Source organism: Sinorhizobium chiapasense, from assembly GCF_045277575.1.
Classification (GTDB): domain Bacteria; phylum Pseudomonadota; class Alphaproteobacteria; order Rhizobiales; family Rhizobiaceae; genus Ensifer; species Ensifer chiapasense_A.
Genome location: NZ_CP144205.1, coordinates 3,599,659 through 3,620,124 on the forward strand (window position 1 = coordinate 3,599,659; position 20,466 = coordinate 3,620,124).

Genomic DNA, 20,466 nt, shown 5'->3' on the forward strand with positions numbered 1-20,466 from the left:
TATCTTCGCTCCAACTGCACACGCAATTCACTGATGGCCAGATATCGCAATGCAGCAATTTCGTCCACCTGTTGGGGCGGCCATCTTGGCAAGGAAAAGGGGAAGTGCAAGCCAAAAATGCTGAAAAACCAGCCGCACTGGCGGTAAATCGGGCTAGAAACCCAATTTTTCGGCGATCAGCATGCGCAGAATATTGAGAGCCTGCGCCCCCTCTTCAACGGGAACGCGAACAATCGGCAGTGCTCGCCCGAATGGCAAGGGCAGCCTCTCGTCTTCCGGAGCCAGGCGCGGGTCGAAAGGAGCGCTGACCGGCAGCAGGGCCCAATCCATCACCGCGGCAGGCACGGTTTCGATCTTGCCGATGCCGGCGCCGCGGATTTCGATCAGGCCGTGAATGGAGGGCGGGCAGCGTGCGACGATCCTGTCGTGTTCCAGGCTCAGATCCACCCGATCGTCGGCAACGAGAGCCGCGAAGTGGCCGGCCTGTCGTGCGGCGGTGATGCATGCAAGCGCCAGCCTGGATTTGCCGATACCGGAAGGGCCCGTGATCAGGAAGCCGCGCGTCCCGAGCACGATGGCGGTGCCGTGGACATTGGCGCGGGCGGCCGTCATGCGTGCGGCTCGGCGGGAAGCGACAGGATGAAACGCGCGCCGCTGACGTGGCCATCCTGCGCGACGATGTTTTCCGCCTTCAGCGTACCGCCATGCGCTTCGGCGATCTGCCTGGAGATCGACAGGCCGAGGCCGGAGTTCTGGCCGAAATCCTCGCCTTCCGGCCGATCGGTGTAGAAGCGCTCGAAGATGCGGTCGATGTCTTCCGCCTGGATGCCGGGGCCGTTGTCCTCGACATAGACGAGGCAGCGCGATCGCGACCGTGTGAGGCGCACGACGATCCGCCCGCCGTCTTCGGGAACGAAGGATCGGGCGTTCTCGATCAGGTTGGTGATGATCTGCCCGATGCGCAGCTCATAGCCACTGACGGCGAAGCGGGCCTTCGGGCTGTCCTTGCGGTCGATGACGAAGTCGAGCAGCACCGTCTTCTTCTTGCTGCGGACCTGGCGTGAAATGTCCACGAGGTCGCCCAGAAGTTTTTCGAGGTCGATGATCTTGGCATCGCTGCGGGCGAGTTCGGCGTCGAGCCGCGAGGCGTCCGAGATGTCGCTGATCAGGCGATCGAGGCGGCGGACGTCATGCTGGATGACGTCCATCAAGCGCTTCTTCGATTCGTCGGTGCGCGCCAAAGGCAGGGTTTCAACGGCGCTGCGCAGCGAGGTGAGGGGGTTTTTCAGCTCGTGGCTGACGTCGGCGGCGAAATTCTCGATCGCCGCGATCCGATCGTAGAGCGCGGTCGTCATCTCGCGGAGCGCGACCGAGAGGTTGCCGATCTCGTCCTGGCGTGAGGAGAAATCGGGGATTTCCTCGCGCTCCTTGGCGCCGCCGCGGCGCACGCGCACGGCCGCCGCCGCCAGGCGCCGGAGCGGGTTTGCGATCGTCGAGGACAGAAGCAGCGACAGGATGATGTTGACGAGGGCAGCGACGCCGAAGACGCGGATGATGGCGAGGCGCTCCGCCTGGACGATCTTGTCGATGTCGCCGGCTTGCGTCGACAAGAGCAGCACGCCGAGAACGGCACGGAAACGCTGGACGGGAACGGCCACCGAAACAATGAGTTCGCCCTTCTCGGTCACGCGCTCGACATAGCCGCGCACGCCGGTCAGCGCGTTGGTGACCTCAGGATAGATCGAGCCGTTGCCACCCGGCGGTTCCTTGTAGAGCGGCAGATTGCCGGGCTGCAGCAGCTTGTTCAGCCAGCTGTTGAGCTTTTCGCCGATGCCAGTCGATTCCGGTTCGATCGGCGGCAGGTCGAAGCGCAGCACCTGGCCGCCGCTATAGAGATGTCGGGAATCAAGCAGCAGGTCGGCGTCGGCATCGAACAGCCGCGCGCGGGTGCGCGTTGGCGAGATCAGGCGGCGTAGAACCGGCGCGACGCGTTCCTGGATGATCGGGAAGTCGAGATCCTCGTCACTCGGAAGCGGCGTAATGCTTTGGCCCGCCTGCAGCTCCAGCAGCTTTTCGGGATCGATGGTGATCGAGTTGGTGTCGACAGAGGCGGAGGCCGAGATTGCCCCGGCGATGATTTCACCCTGGGTCAGCAGGCTTTCGACACGTGCATCGATCAGTCCCTCGCGGAACTGGTTGAGATACATGATGCCGCCGACGAGGACGACGAGTGCCACAAGGTTGAAGAAGACGATGCGGCGGGTGAGGCTCGAGAAGACGGCGTTGCCGAACAGCCGACGAATCAGCGTGAAGGGATGTGCCCAGCGGCGTTGGCCGTTCTGCGCCTGCGCACGCCCGTCACTGTCTTCGATGTCGCCTTGCAAGACTTCTACCAAATGTCCCGCTCCCGCGCGGACTGCCTTCACGTTCGTTCGATGACGACGTCGCTGCCGGCCGCAGCCGGTCGCGTCGTCGTTGTCTTCTATGGTCCGGTCCAAAGACGGCGGAGATCGCTGCGAGCTTCAAAGGAGGCCGTCGGCCATGCTCCCATAGCGCCGCCTTGATGCGCCACTCTGGGAGCGATGGCAAGCCCCGTGCCTCAGGCGGTCTCCCGGAAACGGTAGCCGACACCGTAAAGCGTCTCGATCATATCAAAGTCGTTGTCGACCATCTTGAACTTCTTGCGCAGTCGCTTGATGTGGCTGTCGATGGTGCGGTCGTCGACATAGACCTGCTCGTCATAGGCCGCGTCCATCAGCGCGTCGCGGCTTTTCACCACGCCCGGGCGCTGGGCAAGCGAATGCAGGATGAGGAACTCCGTCACCGTCAGCGTGACCGGCTCGCTCTTCCATGTGCAGGTGTGGCGCTCCTGGTCCATCACCAACTGACCGCGCTCGAGCGAGCGCGACGGCGCGTCGGATGCCTTGACGGTGGTCGTCGAGTTGCCGGCCGCGGCCTCGCGGTTTGCGGCGCGACGCAGGATCGCCTTGACGCGTTCGACCAGCAGGCGCTGCGAGAACGGCTTGGTGATGAAGTCGTCGGCGCCCATCTTCAGACCGAAGAGTTCGTCGATCTCTTCGTCCTTCGAGGTGAGGAAGATCACCGGCAGGTCGGACTTCTGCCTCAGGCGGCGCAGCAACTCCATGCCGTCCATGCGCGGCATCTTGATGTCGAAGATCGCCAGTTGCGGCGGCCGGGCGAGCAGGCCCTCGAGCGCGGAAGCACCGTCGGTATAGGTCTCGACCTTGTAGCCCTCTGCCTCAAGGGCGATGGATACGGACGTCAGAATATTCCGGTCATCATCGACAAGCGCGATGGTCTGCATCGTGTTCAACTCCGTCTTTTGAGGTGCCGGTCTCGTCCCCGAAAACTCCGGCATTCGCGAGTCACGGGTGCGTTAGTGAGTATAAAGGTGGAACAAATTGTGGCGAAGCGCAAAAAGCACCTGTCGTGACGATAGGATAGGCCCTGTCAGATCGGTGTTTGGCAGGTCGAATTCAACCGATTAAAAAAACGATAATTTTCTTTAAATCGATTAATATACTGAAATCATTATTCTTTTTTTGACGTCGCCTTGTTTTTGAGCGAGCATGCAAGTAAGGTCCGGCGAAATTCAACGCCAATGGCCAAACACGAAGGAAGCTTGACCATGGAGCAACTCGGCACTCGCAATCTCGCGAACGGCTTGGAAAAACTCGGCTTTATCGACCTGGAAACGGTTCGTTACAACCTCGAAGCCGCAGAGCTTTATGAGGAGGCTCTTCGCCGCGGCGAGGCTGAGCTGACGGCACACGGCGCCCTCGTCGCCCGTACCGGGCAGCACACCGGCCGTTCGCCGAAGGACAAGTTCGTCGTTCGCGATGCGAACACCGACGATCAGATCTGGTGGGACAACAACAAGCCGATGTCCCCCGAGCATTTTGCCCTGCTGCGCCAGGACATGCTCGATCACGCCAAGGGCATGTCGCTCTACGTGCAGGACCTCGTCGGCGGCGCCGATGCCGACAACGCCCTCCCGACCCGCGTCGTCACCGAATATGCCTGGCATTCGCTGTTCATCCGCAATCTCCTGATCCGTCCGGCCCGCGAGGCGCTCGCCTCCTTCCTGCCGAAGCTGACGATCATCGATCTGCCGAGCTTCAGGGCTGATCCGGAGCGCCACGGCTGCCGCACGGAGACCGTCATTGCCTGCGACTTCACCAGCGGCCTGATCCTCATCGGCGGCACCTCCTATGCCGGCGAAATGAAAAAGTCGGTCTTCACCGTTCTCAACTACCTGCTGCCCAAGAAGGGCGTCATGCCGATGCACTGCTCGGCCAATGTCGGCCCGGCCGGTGACACGGCAATCTTCTTCGGCCTCTCCGGCACCGGCAAGACGACGCTTTCGGCCGACCCGACCCGCACGCTGATCGGCGACGACGAGCACGGCTGGGGCGAACAGGGCGTCTTCAACTTCGAAGGCGGCTGCTACGCCAAGGCGATCCGTCTGTCGGAAGCTGCCGAGCCGGAAATCTACGCGACGACCCGCCGCTTCGGCACGGTGATGGAAAACGTCGTGCTCGATGAGCGCCGCGTTCCGGATTTCGACGATGGCTCGCTGACGGAAAACACCCGTATCGCCTATCCGCTCGACTATATCCCGAACGCCAGCGCCACCGGCACCGCGCCGCAGCCGCGCACGATCATCATGCTGACGGCCGACGCCTTCGGCGTGATGCCGCCGATCGCCAAGCTGACGCCGGAACAGGCGATGTATCACTTCCTCTCCGGTTACACCGCCAAGGTCGCCGGCACGGAGAAAGGTGTCACCGAGCCGGAAGCCACGTTCTCGACCTGCTTCGGCGCGCCGTTCATGCCGCGTCATCCGTCGGAATACGGTAACCTCCTGAAGGATCTGATCGCCAAGAACGGCGTCACCTGCTGGCTGGTCAATACCGGTTGGACCGGCGGCGCCTACGGCACCGGCAGCCGCATGCCGATCAAGGTGACGCGCGCTCTGCTCGCCGCCGCCCTCGACGGCTCGCTGAACGCTGCCGAGTTCCGCACCGACGCCAACTTCGGCTTCGCCGTTCCGGTCTCGGTCCCCGGTGTCGAAGACGGCATTCTCGATCCCCGCTCGACCTGGGCCGACGGTGCAGCCTACGATGCGCAGGCACGCCGCCTCGTCGACATGTTCATCACGAACTTCGCCAAGTTCGAGAGCCATGTGGACGGCAGCGTCCGCGACGCGGCCCCCGGCACGAAAATCGCCGCCGAATAAATATCGCCGGCTATGATTCACGTGAAACCCGGTCTCCCACGGCCGGGTTTTTCGTTTTCGCGGTAATATTTTCAAGAGGTTCGCTCTGTGCCATAGATCGGGGCGAGGTGAACCATGGCCAGTGACCCGCTCTACATAAACGACAACATCGTGATTGCCGGCTGGGAGCTGACGGAGCAATTCGTGCTCGCCGGCGGGCCGGGCGGACAGAACGTCAACAAGGTGTCGACGGCCGTCCAGCTTTTCTTCAACGTGTTGGCCTCGCCAGCTCTCTCCGATCGCATCAAGGCCAACGCGCTGAAGATCGCCGGTCGCCGCGCCTCGAAAGAGGGCGTGCTGATGATCGAGGCAAGCCGTTTTCGCAGCCAGGAGCGCAACCGCGAGGATGCACGCGAGCGGCTGAAGGAACTGATTCTCAAGGCCGCTGAGCCTCCGCCGCCGCCGCGCAAGAAGACGAAACCGACCCGTGGCTCCGTCGAGCGGCGGCTCAAGGAGAAGTCCGGGCGCGGTGAGATCAAGAAGCTTCGGGGGCGGCCGGCCGGAGACTGATTTCTTTTTTGCCGCTCCTTGCCTTTGGCAGGCGGCGCCCTCTCTTATCGGCAGTGTTTTGGCAAAAGGAGAGATTCATGGGTCTTTTCAGCTTTATCAAGAACGCCGGCAAGAAGCTCGGCATCGGCGGTGACGATGATGCTCCGGATGCCGAAAGCGTTCAGAAGGAGCTTGCATCCCACGATCTCGGCACCAAGGACGTGCAGGTCGAAGTGGCCGGTGACAAGGTCGTGCTGAAAGGTGTCGTGAAGGACCAGAGCGTCTTCGAAAAGGCCGTCGTTGCCGTCGGCAACACGCTCGGTGTCTCGGCGGTCGAGGCCTCGGAGCTCAAGGTCGCCGATGCCGGCGCAGCACCAGCTGCGGCCAAGGAGCCGGTTTTCTATACCGTCAAGAAGGGCGACAACCTCTGGAAGATCGCCGAAGCGCAATACGGCAAGGGCAAGGGTGCCAAGCACACGGCCATCTTCGAAGCCAACAAGCCGATGCTGACGCATCCGGACAAGATCTACCCCGGCCAGGTTCTGCGCATTCCGGATCTGGACGCCGCTTGAGCGTGTCGGTCGGACGCTCTCTTTCAATCGCCGCGCTGGCGAGCCTCTGGCTTGCCGGCGCTTCAATGGCGCAGCCTTTCCGTGAGCCCGCCAAGGGCAGTGCCGAACGCGCCGCGATCCTGGACGCGATCCGCCCGGCGGTCGAGGCGGAGATGCACGGCCCTGTCGAATTTGTCTCACGACGATGCGCGCCTCGCCCAACTGGGCCTTCATGCAGGTGGAGCCGCAGCGTCCCGGCGGCGGCGCGATCGATCTTGCGCAAACCGGGTTGCGCGCCGAGGCCGAGATGATGGATGGTCGGACGGTGTTCGCACAAGATCACGATGATTTGGGTCAAAGCGACCCAAGTCATAAACGTGATCGGTTCTTTTAAATTGGAGCGGGATACGGGCGGAAAACCGTGCACACTTTTTCTTATCCCGCTCTGGTCAGTTTCCAGAATGGCCACTGGAACCTGGTCGACCACGTCGTCGGGCCGACGGATGTCGCCTATGCCGGCTGGCCGCTTCGCTATGGCGTACCGGCAGCGCTTCTCGGCCTTGAATAAGAGGACTGTCACCCATGCAGGTGCTCCCGAAAGGGGTCAGACATATTCCGGGCTTTCTTGACCGAACCCGGCAGGAGCAGCTTGTCGAGGCGATCCGCCTCGTCGTGGCCGAAGCGCCATTGTTCGTGCCGGAAATGCCGAAAACGGGCAAACCCATGTCGGTGCGCATGACCAATTGCGGTTCGCTCGGCTGGGTCACGGATCGCGATCGCGGCTATCGCTACCAAGCTCAGCATCCGGTGACCGGCCGGCCCTGGCCGCCGATGCCGGACATACTGCTCGAGATCTGGCAGGCGGTCTCCGCCAGCAACAAGACGCCAGAAGCCTGCCTGGTGAACTTCTATTCCGAGGAGGCCCGCATGGGCCTGCACCAGGACCGCGACGAGCGCGACCTCGAAACGGCCGTCGTATCGATCTCGCTCGGCGATAGCTGCCTCTTTCGCGTCGGCGGCAACATGCGCGGCGGCCAGACCATGTCCTTTCGGCTCGAAAGCGGCGACGTCGTCGTGCTGGGCGGGGAAGGCCGGCTTGCCTTCCATGGCGTCGACCGGATCTACTCGAACACGTCGACGCTGCTGAAGCATGGCGGCCGGGTCAATCTGACGCTTCGCCGCGTCAATCCCTGATCAACTCTTGGATACGGCGCTATTCCGGTCGGAAAACCGTTTCAACATTTCCTGAAATTGCTCTGGGCTCGAAGCTCAGAGTTTCCTGAGCGCTACCTTTTCCGTCAGATGGTTCGGCCCCTTCTGCAGGATCAGGTCGGCGCGCGGGCGCGTCGGCAGGATGTTCTGGTGCAGGTTCTTCAGGTTGATGTTGTGCCACAGGCCCTCGGCAATCGCACGGGCCGCATCCTCGCTGATCGTGGCGTAGCGATGGAAGTAGGATTCCGGGTTCTTGAAGGCGGTTTCGCGCAGCCGCATGAAGCGGTTGACGTACCAGCTATGGATCAGGCTCTCCTCGGCATCGATGTAGATCGAGAAGTCGAAGAAATCCGAGACCATCGGCACGATCTTGCCGTCAGCCGGCAAGTTGCGTGACTGCAGCACGTTGATGCCTTCGAAGATCAGGATGTCCGGACGGTCGATGACCGTGAACTGATCCGGCAGCACGTCATAGGTCAGGTGCGAATAGCTAGGCGCCTTGACGTTGGGTTGGCCCGCCTTGATCGCCGACAGGAAGCGCAGGAGCGCGCCCACGTCGTAGCTCTCCGGAAAGCCTTTGCGGTCCATCATGTTTTCGCGCTGAAGCACGGCATTCGGATAGAGGAAGCCGTCCGTCGTCACCAGATCGACCTTCGGGCTCGACGGCCAGCGCGACAGGAGCTGCGCGAGGATACGCGCCGTGGTCGACTTGCCGACCGCGACCGACCCGGCGATGCCGATGACGAAGGGCGTCTTGGTTTCGTCCGACATGCTGAGGAAGCGCTTGCGCTGCTCGAAGAGCATCTGTGACGATTCCACGTGCGTCGAGAGCAGGCGCGACAGTGACAGATAGATCTGCCGGACTTCGCCGAGATCGACGGGGTCGTTCAGCGAGCGCAGCCGCTGCACTTCGTCAGCCGTCAGCGTCAAGGGCGTGTCGGCGCGAAAGCGCGACCATTCCTCGGCGGTGAAGAAATGATAGGGCGAATAATCCCGCTTCTGCGGGTTGTCCGGCAGGTCGGCCGGTTCGATGTCTTTCGCCGCTATCGTCATGGATTCTGCCGATTTGCCTTTTCCTGCAGGCCGGATTGCTTCGTCCGCCGCGCAAGTTCGTTCAGCACATCCTGCAACGGAACGTCGGCGATCTTCAATACGACCATCAGATGATAGATGAGATCGGCGCTTTCGGCGATGAGATTCGCGCGGTCGTTGCTGATGGCGGCGATCACCGTCTCGACCGCCTCTTCCCCGAGTTTCTTGGCCGCCTTGGGCTGGCCGCTCGCCACCAGTTTTGCCGTCCAGGATTCGTCCGGCGCGGCCTTCGCGCGGGTCGCGACAATGGCCTCGAGGTCGGAAAGTGTGAAATCAGCCATGGAAGATCCTGAAGCTCAGTCGAGGCGCATGGCGATGCCATGCTCCGCCATATAGCGCTTGGTTTCGCCAATGCTATAGGTGCCGAAGTGGAAGATGGAGGCGGCGAGCACGGCGGTAGCGTGGCCATCGCGGATGCCCGCGACCATGTGGTCGAGCGTCCCGACGCCGCCGGACGCGATGACCGGAGCACGAACGGCGTCGGCGACCGCGCGGGTGAGCGCGATGTCGTAGCCGCTCTTCGTGCCGTCGCGATCCATCGAGGTCAAAAGGATCTCGCCGGCGCCGAGGTCGACGACGCGGCGGGCAAAATCGATCGCGTCGATGCCGGTCGGTTGCCGCCCGCCATGGGTGAAGATCTCCCAGCGGTCCGCTTCGCCGTCCTTCGATACCTTCTTGGCGTCGATCGCGACGACGATGCACTGGTTGCCGAACTTGTCGGCCGCTTCCGCGACGAACTCCGGGTTCTTCACGGCGGCGGTGTTGATCGACACCTTGTCGGCGCCGGCGAGCAGCAGCTTGCGGATATCGGCCACCTGGCGCACGCCGCCGCCGACCGTCAGCGGCATGAAGCACTGCTCGGCCGTGCGGGCGACGACGTCGAAGATCGTCTCGCGATTGTCCGAAGAGGCGGTGATGTCGAGGAAGCAGAGCTCGTCGGCGCCGGCGGCGTCATAGGCGCGCGCCGCTTCCACCGGATCGCCGGCATCGATCAGGTCGACGAAGTTGACGCCCTTGACCACACGGCCGTCCTTGACGTCGAGGCAGGGAATAACGCGGGCTTTGAGGGTCATGGTTTCACGCCTTTCTCGCGGCGCGGATCAGGTCCAGCGCCTCCTGCGGGTCAATACGGCCGTCGTAGAGCGCGCGGCCGGAAATGGCGCCTTCGAGCTTCCTCGCGTCCGGCGCGACCATGCGGCGGATGTCGTCCATCGAGGCGAGGCCGCCGGAAGCGATCACCGGGATGGAAACTGCGTCCGCGAGTTCCAAGGTCGAGGCCCAGTTGATACCGGTCAGGATGCCGTCGCGGTCGATGTCGGTATAGATGATCGCGGAGACGCCGGCGCCCTCGAACTTCTTCGCAAGCTCGATCACGCCGAGCTCGGAGGCCTCCGCCCAGCCCTCGACGGCGACCTTGCCGCCCTTGGCGTCGATGCCGACGGCGACCTTTCCCGGGAATTTGCGGCAGGCCTCGATCACAAGCGCCGGATCGCGCACGGCGACCGTGCCGAGGATGACGCGGGCGAGCCCGCGCGACAGCCAGTTTTCGATGTGCTCGAGTGTGCGGATGCCGCCGCCGAGCTGCACCGGGTTTTTGGTCGCCTTGAGGATGGCGTCGACGGCCGCGCCGTTGACCGTCTCACCGGCAAAGGCGCCGTTCAGATCGACCACGTGCAGCCATTCGAAACCCTGCTCTTCAAAGGCACGGGCCTGGGCCGCCGGGTCGGGGTTGTAAACCGTCGCCTGGTCCATGTCGCCGAGCTTCAGGCGCACGCATTGCCCGTCTTTCAGGTCGATCGCGGGAAAAAGGATCATGGGTCTGTCCAATCAGTCGTGCGAAAGCTCAGGGCTTCCAGCGCAGGAAATTCGAGATGAGGGCGAGGCCGAGCGCCTGGCTCTTTTCCGGGTGGAATTGCGAGCCCGCCTTGTTGCCGTTGGCGACGAAGGCCGTTACCGGACCGCCGTAATCCGCCTCGGCCACCACGTCCTCGGCGTTCTCGGCCGCCAGGTGGTACGAATGCACGAAATAGGCGTGCAGACCGGTTTCGCCAACCCGGATGCCGTCAAACAGCGGGTGCTCGCGCTTCAGCTTCAGCGTGTTCCAGCCGATCTGCGGGATCTTCAGCGACGTGTCGGAAGGCGTCATCTCGACGACGTCGCCGGGGATCCAGCCGAAGCCGTGCGTGATGGTTTTCTCCAGCCCGCGCGAGGACATCAGCTGCATGCCGACGCAGATGCCGAGGAACGGCCGTCCCGCCTGTTCCACCGCCTCAGTCAGTGCCTGCTCCATGCCGTCGACGGCGGCAAGGCCGCGGCGGCAATCGGCATAGGCGCCGACACCCGGAAGCACCACGCGGTCGGCACTTGCGACCCGCTCCGGCCTGTCGGTGAGGTCGATCTCGGCCGAAATGTCGGCTTCGCGCGCGGCCCGTTCGAAGGCTTTGGTGGCCGAGCGCAGGTTGCCCGAGCCGTAATCGATAATGGCGACGCGCATCAGCGTTCTCCGTAGGAATCAAAAAGGCCGAGGCCGGGCCCGCCGTTCGAGGGCTTACGCGCGGTCCAGTCGGCCGGGGAGGGTGGGGTCGGCTTCTTCTCGCTCGAAGCTACGCTCGTGAAGTAGATCTCTTCGGCGGCTTCCAGGTTCGGTGCCGGAACGATCAAACGCAGCGTCCAGTCGCGGGCCGTCAGGCTGCGCGCCACCAGAACCGGTCCTTCGAGCGCGACGAGCAGCCGCAGAGCGAGCTGTACCAGCACCGATGCGAGGAAACCGCCTGCGACGTTTGAGAGCGAGATTAACGAAATCTGCAGAACGGCAACGGCGATTCCGATTGCCCATTGCCGCTTGGCGAGAAGCCAGAGCGCCGGGAAGAGAAAGGCCGTCCAGGAGAAGCCATCGGCGACAAAGCGCGCACGCTCATCGTCTGCGTGCGCACCCGGTGGGGTCAGGATCATGTAAGAAGCCATGGATCTCAGCCAGTGACTAGATCACGATGCTTTTGGGTCGACGACCCAAAATCATAAACGTGATCGCTTCTAACAGGTTAGAGCGGGATGCGGGCGGAAAACCGCACACACTTTTCCTCATACCGCTCTGGCCGCTCAGGCAAGGGTCCCCTTGGTCGAGGGAACGCGGCCGGCCTGGCGCGGGTCGATTTCGGTTGCCGTGCGAAGCACGCGGGCGACGGACTTGAAGCAGGTCTCGGCGATATGATGGTTGTTGGCGCCGTAGATGTTCTGGATATGCAGCGTGATCCCGGCGTGCTGGGCAAGCGCCTGGAAGAATTCGCGCACGAGTTCCGTGTCGAAGGTGCCGATCTTTGGCGAGGTGAAGGTCACGTTCCAGACGAGGAACGGCCGGCCGGAAACGTCGACCGCTGCGCGCGTCATCGTCTCGTCCATGGCAAGGTCGAGCGAGGCGTAGCGGGTGATGCCGCGCCGGTCTCCGAGCGCCTTGGCAATGGCCTGGCCGATGGCGATGCCGGTGTCTTCGACCGTATGGTGGTCGTCGACATGCAGGTCGCCATCCGTCTTGATCTCCATGTCGATGAGGGAATGGCGGGCGAGCTGGTCCAGCATATGGTCGAAGAAGCCGACGCCGGTCGAAATCTTGGCGATTCCGGTGCCGTCGACGTTGACCGATACGGATACCGCGGTCTCGTTGGTCTTTCGCGAAACCTGTGCGGTGCGGCTGGACGTGGCTTCTGCCATCAGGCTCTCCTGTATGCGCCAGTGCGATGAGGAAAGTCCGTGCGGTCTCCTCGTCTCGCGCTCGCTTGCGATCTGGGCCGCTCCTTATCAGGCAAATGCTCAAATATCCAGAACTTGAGCGCCCGATTCGAATCATCCGACACCGGGCTCCGAACGAAGATTGCGCCTGCGGGCAGTTGCCATTTGCAAATGTGTCTGCCGTACTTACATAGGCCTCAAGCAACCAGGCTCGTGTCACGAGCCGCAACGCCCCCCAGTAAACGCCCTAGGTATCAGGGGCCGACAGGTATCTTCATGAGTGAACACAATCCCTATGGAACGATGCATGCGACGACCATCATCACTGTACGCAAGGATGGCAAGGTGGTGATGGCCGGCGACGGCCAGGTGAGCCTGGGCCAGACCGTGATGAAGAGCAACGCCCGCAAGGTGCGGCGCCTCGCCAAGGGCGACGTCATTGCCGGCTTTGCCGGCGCGACCGCCGATGCCTTCACGCTGCTCGAAAGGCTTGAGGCCAAACTTGAGCAATATCCGGACCAGCTCATGCGCGCGGCTGTCGAGCTCGCCAAGGACTGGCGCACCAACAAGTATCTGCGCAACCTCGAAGCGATGATGCTGGTTGCCGACAGGTCGCTGACGTTGGCGATCACCGGCAACGGTGACGTTCTCGAGCCCGAGCACGGCACGATCGCCATCGGTTCGGGCGGCAACTACGCCTTGGCCGCGGCGCGCGCCCTGATGGAAAGCGACAAATCGGCCGAGGATATCGCCCGGCGGGCGCTGCAGATCGCCGGTGACATCTGCGTCTATACCAACCACAATATCGTGGTGGAGACGCTGGATGCCGAATGACCAGCCGCATGTCAGCTTCGTGCCTGTGGCCGATGGTCACCTCTCGATGCTGCATGCCTGGCTGAGCGAACCGCATGTGCGGCAATGGTGGGGCGACCCGGACAAGGAAGTGGAGCTGATCCGCGAAGGCTGCGCGACCGGAGAGGTGGAAGGCTTCATCTTCCACCTGGCCGGTAAGCCGGCCGGTTACATCCAGTCCTGGATACCTTCGCAATATGACGAGGAGCCCTGGGCAAGGGATCTGCCGGCCGATGTGCCCGGCGTAGACATCTTCATTGGCCCGCCGGAGATGACGGGCAGGGGTGTCGCGTCGCTCGTCCTGAAAGCCTTCGCCGGAAGGCTCTTTGCCGCCGGCGCTTCGCGAATCGTGATCGACCCCGATGCAGGCAACCGCAGAGCTGTCAGTGCCTACACCAAGGCCGGCTTCGTGCCCTACGCAGAATGGATAGATGCGTCCGGTCGAACGCTCCTGATGGAGCTGACACGGACCGAGTTTGAGAGGACTAGATGAGTACGTTTTCACCCAGAGAGATCGTGTCCGAGCTCGATCGCTACATCATCGGCCAAAAGGACGCCAAGCGCGCCGTGGCCATCGCGCTTCGCAACCGCTGGCGCCGCCAGCAGCTCGGCGACGAGCTGCGCGACGAGGTGATGCCGAAGAACATCCTGATGATCGGCCCGACCGGCGTCGGCAAGACCGAGATCTCAAGGCGCCTGGCCAAACTCGCCGGCGCGCCCTTCGTCAAGGTCGAGGCGACCAAGTTCACCGAGGTCGGCTATGTCGGCCGCGACGTCGAGCAGATCGTGCGTGACCTCGTCGAGGTCGGCATTGGCCTCGTGCGCGAGAAGCGCCGCGCCGAAGTCAAGGCCAAGGCCCACCAGAACGCCGAAGAACGCGTGCTGGACGCGCTGGTCGGCGCCACGGCCTCGCCGGCGACGCGCGATTCCTTCCGCAAGAAGCTGCGCGCCAACGAGCTCGACGACAAGGAGATCGAGGTCGACCTTGCCGACACCGGTACACCCGGCGGTTTCGAGATCCCGGGCATGCCCGGCGCCAACATCGGCGTGCTGAACCTCTCGGAGATGTTCGGCAAGGCCATGGGCGGCCGCACGAAAAAGGTCAAGACGACGGTCAAGGCTTCCTATGAGCTGCTGATCAATGACGAGTCCGACAAGTTGCTCGACAATGAGCAGATCCAGCGCGAGGCGGTCCGAGCAGTCGAGGACGACGGCATCGTCTTTCTCGACGAGATCGACAAGATCGCCTCACGAGAGGGCGGCATGGGGGCGGGCGTATCACGCGAAGGCGTGCAGCGGGACCTGCTGCCGCTCGTCGAAGGCACGACGGTTGCCACCAAGTATGGGCCGGTCAAGACCGACCACATCCTGTTCATTGCCTCCGGCGCCTTCCACGTGGCCAAGCCCTCGGATCTCCTGCCGGAATTGCAGGGCCGCCTGCCGATCCGCGTCGAGCTTCGTGCACTGACCAAGGAAGACTTCCGCCGCATCCTGACGGAAACGGAAGCCAGCCTCATCCGCCAGTACAAGGCGCTCCTGGACACGGAAGAGGTCAAGCTCGACTTCACCGACGACGCGATCGACGCACTCGCCGACGTGGCCGTGCAGTTGAACGCCACAGTCGAGAACATCGGCGCCCGCCGGTTGCAGACGGTGATGGAGCGCGTGCTGGACGAGATCTCGTTCAACGCGCCCGACCGCGGCGGCCAGGAGGTGACGATCGACGCCGAGTATGTGCACAAGCATGTCGGCGATCTCGCCGCCAACACCGATCTGTCGCGCTACATCCTGTGACTTTTCGGTCGAAGGCGCGGGCAAACGCCCGCAACCCTGAATATGCAGGCGCCTGTCTCTCGACAGGCGCCTGCATTTTTTCTAACACGGACGTGCATATTGGTCGTGGTCCGGGCATTTTTCCGACATGATCTTGGCGTAGGAGCCGCGCCGCCGACCGAGGCCGCCTCCACCATTCACAGGAAGAAGAGATCGTGCGTTTCACCGCCTGCATGCTCGCTATCGCCACGTTTTGCCTGACCGCAAGCCAGACAATCGCAGCGACCGCCGTTCCGCCGGGAAACCGCAATGTCGAGCAGCCCGGTATCCCCGGCGCTTCCGTGCGACGCACCAAGGCCGGCCGCACCTCCTTCGACGCCAAGTTCGAGAAAGTCCGCGATCTGCTCGCAACCGACAAGGAGCTGATCAGCAAGATCAAGTCCGTGTCGCGGGCCTATGGCATCGCGCCGATCCACATGGTCGGCGCCATCGTCGGCGAGCATACCTACAATGTCGACGCTTATGACCGGCTGCAATCCTACTACGTCAAGGCGGCTGCCTATGCCGGCAACAGCTTCCAGTTCGGCTATGACGGCGAGACGGTTGCCGAATTCGTGGCGCGTCCGCAATTTGCCGAGTGCGGCGCCAAGAAGGGCGCCTATGCGCTCTGGAGCTGCCGCGAGCGGGTCTGGGACAATGACTTCCGCGGCAAGTCGGTCGGCGGCAAGTCGTTCCCGAACAACCGCTTCAGCGCCGTATTCTTCCAGCCCTTCTTCGCCGGCCAGACCTTCGGCCTCGGCCAGATCAACCCGCTGACGGCGCTGATGCTGACCGACATGGTCGCAAAGACGTCGGGCTATGACCGACTCGACGAAAACAACGCCGCCGGCGTCTACGAAGCGATCATGGATCCGGACGTCTCGCTCGCCTATATGGCGGCTTCGATCCGCCATTCGATCGACGCCTACAAGTCGATAGCCGGCCTCGATATTTCCGACAATCCCGGTATCACCGCGACGCTTTACAATGTCGGCAACCCCGACGGCCGCGCTGCGGCCCTTGCCGCCAAGATCCAGAGCGGTCAGGCGCAATGGCCGGAGGAAAACTATTACGGCTGGCTCGTCAACGACAAGCTTGCGGAGCTTGAAAACCTCTTATGATTCACGTGAAGCACTTTCCTTGATTGCGCCGTAAAAACCTGAAATCATTGGCGCAATCGAGAAAGGCAATCACCATGGACATGCGTCCGGAGCCCTTCGAACCGCCGGCTCCCGTTCCTCGAGTGGGCATCCCTTCCTACCTGAAGATCATCAGGACGGTCCTACGCAATCCGCTCGAATTGTGGGGTGAGCCGTCCTACACCTTGCCCTGGATCGAGACGAAGTTCGTCACCCAGCGCACGCTGATCGTCAATGATCCCGGCCTCATCCGCCACATCCTCGTCGACAATGTCGGCAACTACGAGATGTCGAAGGTTCGCCGACTGATCCTCAGGCCGATCCTGCGTGACGGGCTGCTGACGGCCGAAGGCGAGGTCTGGAAGCGTTCGCGCAAGGCCATGGCGCCGGTCTTTACACCGCGCCACGCCAAGGGTTTCGCCGGCCAGATGTTGCGCAGATCCGAGGATTTCGCCGAACGTTATGCCGACGCCAAGGCGGCCCCGTTCATGACCAACATCGCCAATGACATGACGGAGCTCACTTTCGACATCCTCGCCGAGACGCTGTTCTCGGGGGAGGTCGCCGTCGAAAGGGAAGGTTTCGTCCAGAGCGTGGAGGAGCTGCTCCATCGCATGGGGCGCGTCGATCCGATGGACATTCTGCTGGCGCCGGAATGGATACCACGCCCGACGCGGATCGGCGGCAAGAAGGTGATGAACCGCTTCCGCTCGATCGTATCGGAGACCATGGCGCTTCGGCGCCGCAAGATGGTGGAGGACCCCAAAGGCACGCCAAAGGATTTTCTGACCCTGCTCCTGGAGATCGAGGGCAGCCAGGGCCTTTCGACCGCCGAGATCGAGGACAATATCCTGACCTTCATCGGTGCCGGGCACGAGACGACCGCCCGCGCGCTCGCCTGGACGCTCTATTGCGTCGCCAACACGCCCGCCTATCGCGAGACGATGGAGGCCGAAATCGATGCCGCGATCGCGAGCGGGGCCGAGCCGGTCGAATGGCTCGGCCTGATGCCGCATGTGCTTGCCGCCTTCGAGGAGGCGATGCGGCTCTATCCGCCGGCGCCGTCGATCAACCGCGCTGCGATCGAGGAAGACGAGTGGACCTCTCCGTCAGGCGAGCGGGTGCGCATACGCAAGGGTATCGCGGTGCTGATCATGCCCTGGACCTTGCATCGCCACGTGCTCTACTGGGACAAGCCCCGCGCGTTCATGCCGGAGCGTTTCCTGCCGGAAAACCGCGAGAAGCTGCATCGCTACCAATATCTGCCCTTCGGTGCCGGCCCGCGCGTCTGCATCGGCGCCACCTTTGCCCTGCAGGAAGCAGTGATCGCGCTCGCGGTGCTGATGCACCGCTACCGCTTCGACCCGACCGAGGAGACGAATCCCTGGCCGGTGCAGCGGCTCACTACTCAACCGCGGGGCGGGTTGCCGATGAGGGTGTCGGTTCGCTGAAGGTCTTGCCGGGGATCGGCGACTGGACCGAGCGCACCGGCGAATCGGCCGGCTTCGGTTGCTGCAGTTGCTTCAACGGTTTCTTGATCGTCTTGATCTGGGCGCAGGTGGCGTCGCCGACATTGTCGCACGGCTTGTAGACGACGATCTCGCTGCCGGCGCCATCATCCCAGACCGCCTGGATCGTCAGCGATTTCGCGGTGTCCGCCGGTAATGAGATATAGACATACTCCGCCGTCTCGTCGGCCGGTAGGTTGAAGGGGATCTGCGGATTGCACTTCGCCAGCGGGAAGCGCCGGTCGAGCGCGTCCGAATTGATCGAATAGCGGATTTCCGATAGCCGGCAATGCATCGTCTGCAATGCGGTAAAATAGACAAGCTGCCGGTCATCATAGTTGCGGAACTGCACCCAGCCGGTCAGTTTGTTGGCGTCGAGCATCGCCTTGTAGATCGCGACGTCGGGAAGCTGCGGCTTGTATTCTTCTTCCTCCGCGTCCTGCGCCTGGGCGAGGTTCGGCGCAAGCCAGATGAAAGCGGCCGACAGAAGCCAGACGAAAACAGACGGACGGCGGCCTTTGAGCATGCGCAGGTGTCCCGATCTTTTGATCCGTGTCGCCGAGTTGATCATCGATGTCTGCGGCACGATGGTTTTCTCTTGAAATATGTCATATCACCGCATCGATCCCCATTGAACCCGGGGCCTTGCGCCCCGCGCGAATTCCGGACTGCGCCAATTGACCTCTCATTTTCTTCTCGGCATCGACACCGGCGGCACCTATACCGACGCCGCTCTCTTCTCGGAGATGCAAGGGGTCGTCGCCAAGGCCAAGGCACTCACCACCCGCCACGATCTCGCGGTCGGAATTTCCGGCGCGGTCGAAGCAGTTCTTGCTCAGGCGAAAGTGCCGGTTTCGGCGATCAGCATGGTCTCGCTGTCGACGACCCTTGCCACCAATGCGCTTGTCGAAGGGCAGGGCGGCCGCGCTGGGCTGGTGATGATCGGCTTTGGTCCTGACGATCTGAAGCGCGACGGCCTGCTGGAGGCACTCGGCTCCGATCCGGTGGTCTTCCTGCCCGGAGGGCACAATGTGCACGGCGGCGAGACCCCGCTCGACATGAGTGAGCTCGACGCTGCCCTGCCGATGCTCGCGGGACAGGTTTCTTCCTTCGCCATTGCCGGCTATTTCGCCGTCCGGAATCCAGATCACGAAATGCGCGTCCGCGACCGTATTCGCGAAGTCTCGCATCTGCCGGTAACCTGCAGCCATGAACTGTCCTCGAAGCTCGGCGGCCCGCGCCGCGCCTTGACGACGCTGCTCAATGCCCGGCTGGTGTCGATGATCGACCGGCTGATCGGCTCCTGCGAAGGTTTCCTCAAGGCGCGCGGCATCGACGTGCCTATGATGGTCGTTCGTGGCGACGGCGCCCTGATCTCGGCGGAGGAAGCGCGCCTGCGCCCGATCGAGACGATCCTTTCCGGCCCGGCGGCGAGCCTCGTCGGCGCAAGGCACCTGACTGGTCTCGACAACGCCGTGGTTTCCGATATCGGCGGTACGACGACCGACGTCGCGGTTCTGGACGGCGGTCGGCCGCGGCTTGACGCCGAAGGCGCCGTTGTCGGCGGATTCCGCACCATGGTCGAGGCGGTGGCGATGCGGACCTACGGCCTCGGCGGCGATTCGGAAGTGCGCATCAACGACCGTGGTCTGAAGGCGAAGATCGATCTCGGCCCGCGCCGGCTGATGCCGCTCAGCCTGGCGGCTGCCCTGCATGGCGACGCGGTCATCTCGGTGCTCGAAAAACAGATGCGCGCCCAGCATAGCGGGCGCCACAATGGCCGATTTGCAGTCCGCACCGGTCTGCCGGACCATCTCGCGAGCGGCCTTCAGCCGCACGAGCAGGCGCTTTATGAGCGAATCGGCGCCGTGCCCGTTGCGCTGGAGACACTGCTGGTTTCGACGCCGCAGAAGGCGACGCTCGATCGGCTGGTGGGGCGTGGCCTCGTCCATATCTGTGGCCTCACGCCGTCGGACGCCATGCATGTGCTTGGCCGGCAATCGCAATGGAACCTTGAGGCGGCGGAGCTTGGCATTCAGCTTGCGGCGCGCACCCGCGACGGCTCCGGCCAGCCGATCGCGTCCTCGCCGGAAGCGATGGCGCAGATGATCGTCGAGCGGCTGACGCGGCAATCCTCCGAAGTCATCCTGCAGGCCTGCCTTGGCGAAGATGGCGCCGGTGCCATCGATCCCGCCGTCTCGCAGGCTGTCGACCGCGCGCTCACCCGCACGCCGGGCATCGTCCGTTTCTCGCTCGGTCTCGACCGTCCGCTGGTCGGGCTCGGTGCTTCGGCGCCTGTGTATTACCCGGCTATTGCTGAAATGCTCGGAACGGAAGCCGCCATTCCCGAAGAGGCCGGTGTCGCCAATGCCGTTGGAGCCGTGGTCGGCCAGGTCAGCGCTACGGTCACGGTTTTTGTGACGATGCCCGAGGAAGGCATCTTCGTCGTCAACGGCGCCGGGACCAGCGAACGCTTTATCGATCAGGAACAGGCTTTCGGTGCCGCCCGTCGGCGGGCCGAGACGGTGGCGCTGGAGACGGCGCGCACCAATGGAGCGGACGATCCCGCATCGCTGTTGCGCGAGGAAATCGACGCACCGGAAGTCGAGGGCAGCCGCAAGCTGATCGAGGCCCGCTTCATCGCGTCGGCCAGCGGCCGACCCCGCATCGCCCACGGCTGATCTTTTCCATTCCGGAAACAATTCTTCGCATCCTTGCAGAATTGACAGGGAATGAATTGGTGAGAAACTGCCGCCGTTTCACGCGCGCATTGCGTATGGGCTGGT

The 20,466-nt window shown here is 63.1% G+C and carries 23 protein-coding genes; 12 read left to right on the forward strand and 11 right to left on the reverse strand.

Annotated features, from left to right (window positions below; genetic code table 11):
• Positions 1 to 153 precede the first annotated feature (153 nt).
• The 3 genes from QM996_RS17245 to chvI all read right to left on the reverse strand — a co-directional run bounded on the left by QM996_RS17245 (position 154) and on the right by chvI (position 3,325).
• Entirely contained in the window at positions 154 to 612 is a 459-nt protein-coding gene (locus QM996_RS17245) for an HPr kinase/phosphorylase (RefSeq protein ID WP_500268477.1), read from the reverse strand.
• Positions 609 to 2,396 carry a sensor histidine kinase gene (locus QM996_RS17250; RefSeq protein ID WP_349508029.1) on the reverse strand — a complete coding sequence of 596 codons (1,788 nt, stop codon included), beginning with the start codon at positions 2,394 to 2,396 and terminating at the stop codon, positions 609 to 611. Before QM996_RS17250 ends, QM996_RS17245 begins: the two co-directional genes overlap by 4 nt.
• Positions 2,397 to 2,599: 203 nt before the next feature.
• Positions 2,600 to 3,325: a two-component system response regulator ChvI gene (chvI, locus tag QM996_RS17255; RefSeq protein ID WP_429818741.1), complete on the reverse strand. Its 726-nt coding sequence runs from the start codon at positions 3,323 to 3,325 to the stop codon at positions 2,600 to 2,602.
• A 324-nt stretch (positions 3,326 to 3,649) separates the two neighbouring features.
• Between chvI and QM996_RS17260 the strand changes: the two genes are divergently transcribed.
• The 6 genes from QM996_RS17260 to QM996_RS17285 all read left to right on the forward strand — a co-directional run bounded on the left by QM996_RS17260 (position 3,650) and on the right by QM996_RS17285 (position 7,533).
• Positions 3,650 to 5,260, forward strand: coding sequence for a phosphoenolpyruvate carboxykinase (ATP) (locus QM996_RS17260; protein ID WP_500268478.1), 1,611 nt, complete (start codon positions 3,650 to 3,652; stop codon positions 5,258 to 5,260).
• 114 nt (positions 5,261 to 5,374) lie between these two features.
• Positions 5,375 to 5,809 carry an alternative ribosome rescue aminoacyl-tRNA hydrolase ArfB gene (arfB, locus tag QM996_RS17265; RefSeq protein ID WP_173517987.1) on the forward strand — a complete coding sequence of 145 codons (435 nt, stop codon included), beginning with the start codon at positions 5,375 to 5,377 and terminating at the stop codon, positions 5,807 to 5,809.
• 77 nt (positions 5,810 to 5,886) lie between these two features.
• Positions 5,887 to 6,360, forward strand: coding sequence for a peptidoglycan-binding protein LysM (gene lysM / locus QM996_RS17270; protein ID WP_483500628.1), 474 nt, complete (start codon positions 5,887 to 5,889; stop codon positions 6,358 to 6,360).
• A gap of 184 nt (positions 6,361 to 6,544) precedes the next feature.
• Positions 6,545 to 6,733, forward strand: a complete 189-nt coding sequence (locus QM996_RS17275; RefSeq protein WP_500268479.1) for a hypothetical protein — start codon at positions 6,545 to 6,547, stop codon at positions 6,731 to 6,733.
• 27 nt (positions 6,734 to 6,760) lie between these two features.
• Positions 6,761 to 6,907 carry a hypothetical protein gene (locus QM996_RS17280; RefSeq protein ID WP_500268480.1) on the forward strand — a complete coding sequence of 49 codons (147 nt, stop codon included), beginning with the start codon at positions 6,761 to 6,763 and terminating at the stop codon, positions 6,905 to 6,907.
• A 14-nt stretch (positions 6,908 to 6,921) separates the two neighbouring features.
• Entirely contained in the window at positions 6,922 to 7,533 is a 612-nt protein-coding gene (locus tag QM996_RS17285; RefSeq protein WP_500268481.1) for an alpha-ketoglutarate-dependent dioxygenase AlkB, read from the forward strand.
• 75 nt (positions 7,534 to 7,608) lie between these two features.
• Here QM996_RS17285 and coaA read toward each other — a convergent pair whose 3' ends face one another.
• The 7 genes from coaA to hisB form a co-directional block, all read right to left on the reverse strand.
• Positions 7,609 to 8,604 carry a type I pantothenate kinase gene (gene coaA / locus QM996_RS17290; protein ID WP_500268482.1) on the reverse strand — a complete coding sequence of 332 codons (996 nt, stop codon included), beginning with the start codon at positions 8,602 to 8,604 and terminating at the stop codon, positions 7,609 to 7,611.
• Positions 8,601 to 8,924, reverse strand: coding sequence for a phosphoribosyl-ATP diphosphatase (locus QM996_RS17295; protein ID WP_429818731.1), 324 nt, complete (start codon positions 8,922 to 8,924; stop codon positions 8,601 to 8,603). Before QM996_RS17295 ends, coaA begins: the two co-directional genes overlap by 4 nt.
• Before the next feature lie 15 nt (positions 8,925 to 8,939).
• Positions 8,940 to 9,716, reverse strand: coding sequence for an imidazole glycerol phosphate synthase subunit HisF (hisF, locus tag QM996_RS17300; RefSeq protein WP_500268483.1), 777 nt, complete (start codon positions 9,714 to 9,716; stop codon positions 8,940 to 8,942).
• 4 nt (positions 9,717 to 9,720) lie between these two features.
• The gene (gene hisA / locus QM996_RS17305) at positions 9,721 to 10,458 is read right to left on the reverse strand and encodes a 1-(5-phosphoribosyl)-5-[(5-phosphoribosylamino)methylideneamino] imidazole-4-carboxamide isomerase (protein ID WP_500268484.1); all 738 of its coding nucleotides are present in this window, start codon (positions 10,456 to 10,458) and stop codon (positions 9,721 to 9,723) included.
• A gap of 28 nt (positions 10,459 to 10,486) precedes the next feature.
• The gene (gene hisH / locus QM996_RS17310; RefSeq protein ID WP_500268485.1) at positions 10,487 to 11,137 is read right to left on the reverse strand and encodes an imidazole glycerol phosphate synthase subunit HisH; all 651 of its coding nucleotides are present in this window, start codon (positions 11,135 to 11,137) and stop codon (positions 10,487 to 10,489) included.
• Positions 11,137 to 11,607 carry a DUF2628 domain-containing protein gene (locus QM996_RS17315; RefSeq protein ID WP_500268486.1) on the reverse strand — a complete coding sequence of 157 codons (471 nt, stop codon included), beginning with the start codon at positions 11,605 to 11,607 and terminating at the stop codon, positions 11,137 to 11,139. The genes hisH and QM996_RS17315 overlap by 1 nt, the downstream gene beginning before the upstream one ends.
• 135 nt (positions 11,608 to 11,742) lie before the next feature.
• Positions 11,743 to 12,351 carry an imidazoleglycerol-phosphate dehydratase HisB gene (gene hisB, locus QM996_RS17320; protein WP_429818721.1) on the reverse strand — a complete coding sequence of 203 codons (609 nt, stop codon included), beginning with the start codon at positions 12,349 to 12,351 and terminating at the stop codon, positions 11,743 to 11,745.
• A gap of 294 nt (positions 12,352 to 12,645) precedes the next feature.
• On the opposite strand from hisB, the gene hslV reads away from it, so the two are divergent.
• The 5 genes from hslV to QM996_RS17345 all read left to right on the forward strand — a co-directional run bounded on the left by hslV (position 12,646) and on the right by QM996_RS17345 (position 17,623).
• Positions 12,646 to 13,203, forward strand: coding sequence for an ATP-dependent protease subunit HslV (hslV, locus tag QM996_RS17325; protein WP_500268487.1), 558 nt, complete (start codon positions 12,646 to 12,648; stop codon positions 13,201 to 13,203).
• Positions 13,193 to 13,714: a GNAT family N-acetyltransferase gene (locus tag QM996_RS17330; protein ID WP_500268488.1), complete on the forward strand. Its 522-nt coding sequence runs from the start codon at positions 13,193 to 13,195 to the stop codon at positions 13,712 to 13,714. The genes hslV and QM996_RS17330 overlap by 11 nt, the downstream gene beginning before the upstream one ends.
• The gene (hslU, locus tag QM996_RS17335) at positions 13,711 to 15,015 is read left to right on the forward strand and encodes an ATP-dependent protease ATPase subunit HslU (protein WP_500268489.1); all 1,305 of its coding nucleotides are present in this window, start codon (positions 13,711 to 13,713) and stop codon (positions 15,013 to 15,015) included. The genes QM996_RS17330 and hslU overlap by 4 nt, the downstream gene beginning before the upstream one ends.
• A 194-nt stretch (positions 15,016 to 15,209) precedes the next feature.
• On the forward strand, positions 15,210 to 16,154 hold the full coding sequence (locus QM996_RS17340; RefSeq protein WP_500268490.1) for a DUF1402 family protein: 945 nt from the start codon (positions 15,210 to 15,212) through the stop codon (positions 16,152 to 16,154).
• Positions 16,155 to 16,228: 74 nt separating this feature from the next.
• A complete protein-coding gene (locus tag QM996_RS17345; RefSeq protein WP_500268491.1) occupies positions 16,229 to 17,623 on the forward strand; it encodes a cytochrome P450 family protein in 1,395 nt (464 codons plus the stop codon).
• Here the strand turns inward: QM996_RS17345 and QM996_RS17350 are convergent.
• The gene (locus tag QM996_RS17350) at positions 17,577 to 18,206 is read right to left on the reverse strand and encodes a hypothetical protein (protein ID WP_500268492.1); all 630 of its coding nucleotides are present in this window, start codon (positions 18,204 to 18,206) and stop codon (positions 17,577 to 17,579) included. The genes QM996_RS17345 and QM996_RS17350 overlap by 47 nt on opposite strands.
• A gap of 151 nt (positions 18,207 to 18,357) precedes the next feature.
• On the opposite strand from QM996_RS17350, the gene QM996_RS17355 reads away from it, so the two are divergent.
• Positions 18,358 to 20,361, forward strand: coding sequence for a hydantoinase/oxoprolinase family protein (locus tag QM996_RS17355; RefSeq protein WP_500268493.1), 2,004 nt, complete (start codon positions 18,358 to 18,360; stop codon positions 20,359 to 20,361).
• The last annotated feature ends 105 nt before the right edge of the window (positions 20,362 to 20,466 follow it).

Bases quoted from the DNA above. Each gene is read 5' to 3' on its own strand.
- QM996_RS17245 (WP_500268477.1), bottom strand. From the start codon at position 612: ATGACGGCCGCCCGCGCCAATGTCCACGGCACCGCCATCGTGCTCGGG.
- chvI (WP_429818741.1), bottom strand. From the start codon at position 3,325: ATGCAGACCATCGCGCTTGTCGATGATGACCGGAATATTCTGACGTCC.
- QM996_RS17260 (WP_500268478.1), top strand. From the start codon at position 3,650: ATGGAGCAACTCGGCACTCGCAATCTCGCGAACGGCTTGGAAAAACTC.
- arfB (WP_173517987.1), top strand. From the start codon at position 5,375: ATGGCCAGTGACCCGCTCTACATAAACGACAACATCGTGATTGCCGGC.
- lysM (WP_483500628.1), top strand. From the start codon at position 5,887: ATGGGTCTTTTCAGCTTTATCAAGAACGCCGGCAAGAAGCTCGGCATC.
- QM996_RS17275 (WP_500268479.1), top strand. From the start codon at position 6,545: ATGCGCGCCTCGCCCAACTGGGCCTTCATGCAGGTGGAGCCGCAGCGT.
- QM996_RS17285 (WP_500268481.1), top strand. From the start codon at position 6,922: ATGCAGGTGCTCCCGAAAGGGGTCAGACATATTCCGGGCTTTCTTGAC.
- coaA (WP_500268482.1), bottom strand. From the start codon at position 8,604: ATGACGATAGCGGCGAAAGACATCGAACCGGCCGACCTGCCGGACAAC.
- QM996_RS17295 (WP_429818731.1), bottom strand. From the start codon at position 8,924: ATGGCTGATTTCACACTTTCCGACCTCGAGGCCATTGTCGCGACCCGC.
- hisF (WP_500268483.1), bottom strand. From the start codon at position 9,716: ATGACCCTCAAAGCCCGCGTTATTCCCTGCCTCGACGTCAAGGACGGC.
- hisA (WP_500268484.1), bottom strand. From the start codon at position 10,458: ATGATCCTTTTTCCCGCGATCGACCTGAAAGACGGGCAATGCGTGCGC.
- hisH (WP_500268485.1), bottom strand. From the start codon at position 11,137: ATGCGCGTCGCCATTATCGATTACGGCTCGGGCAACCTGCGCTCGGCC.
- QM996_RS17315 (WP_500268486.1), bottom strand. From the start codon at position 11,607: ATGGCTTCTTACATGATCCTGACCCCACCGGGTGCGCACGCAGACGAT.
- hisB (WP_429818721.1), bottom strand. From the start codon at position 12,351: ATGGCAGAAGCCACGTCCAGCCGCACCGCACAGGTTTCGCGAAAGACC.
- hslV (WP_500268487.1), top strand. From the start codon at position 12,646: ATGAGTGAACACAATCCCTATGGAACGATGCATGCGACGACCATCATC.
- QM996_RS17330 (WP_500268488.1), top strand. From the start codon at position 13,193: ATGCCGAATGACCAGCCGCATGTCAGCTTCGTGCCTGTGGCCGATGGT.
- hslU (WP_500268489.1), top strand. From the start codon at position 13,711: ATGAGTACGTTTTCACCCAGAGAGATCGTGTCCGAGCTCGATCGCTAC.
- QM996_RS17345 (WP_500268491.1), top strand. From the start codon at position 16,229: ATGGACATGCGTCCGGAGCCCTTCGAACCGCCGGCTCCCGTTCCTCGA.
- QM996_RS17350 (WP_500268492.1), bottom strand. From the start codon at position 18,206: ATGCTCAAAGGCCGCCGTCCGTCTGTTTTCGTCTGGCTTCTGTCGGCC.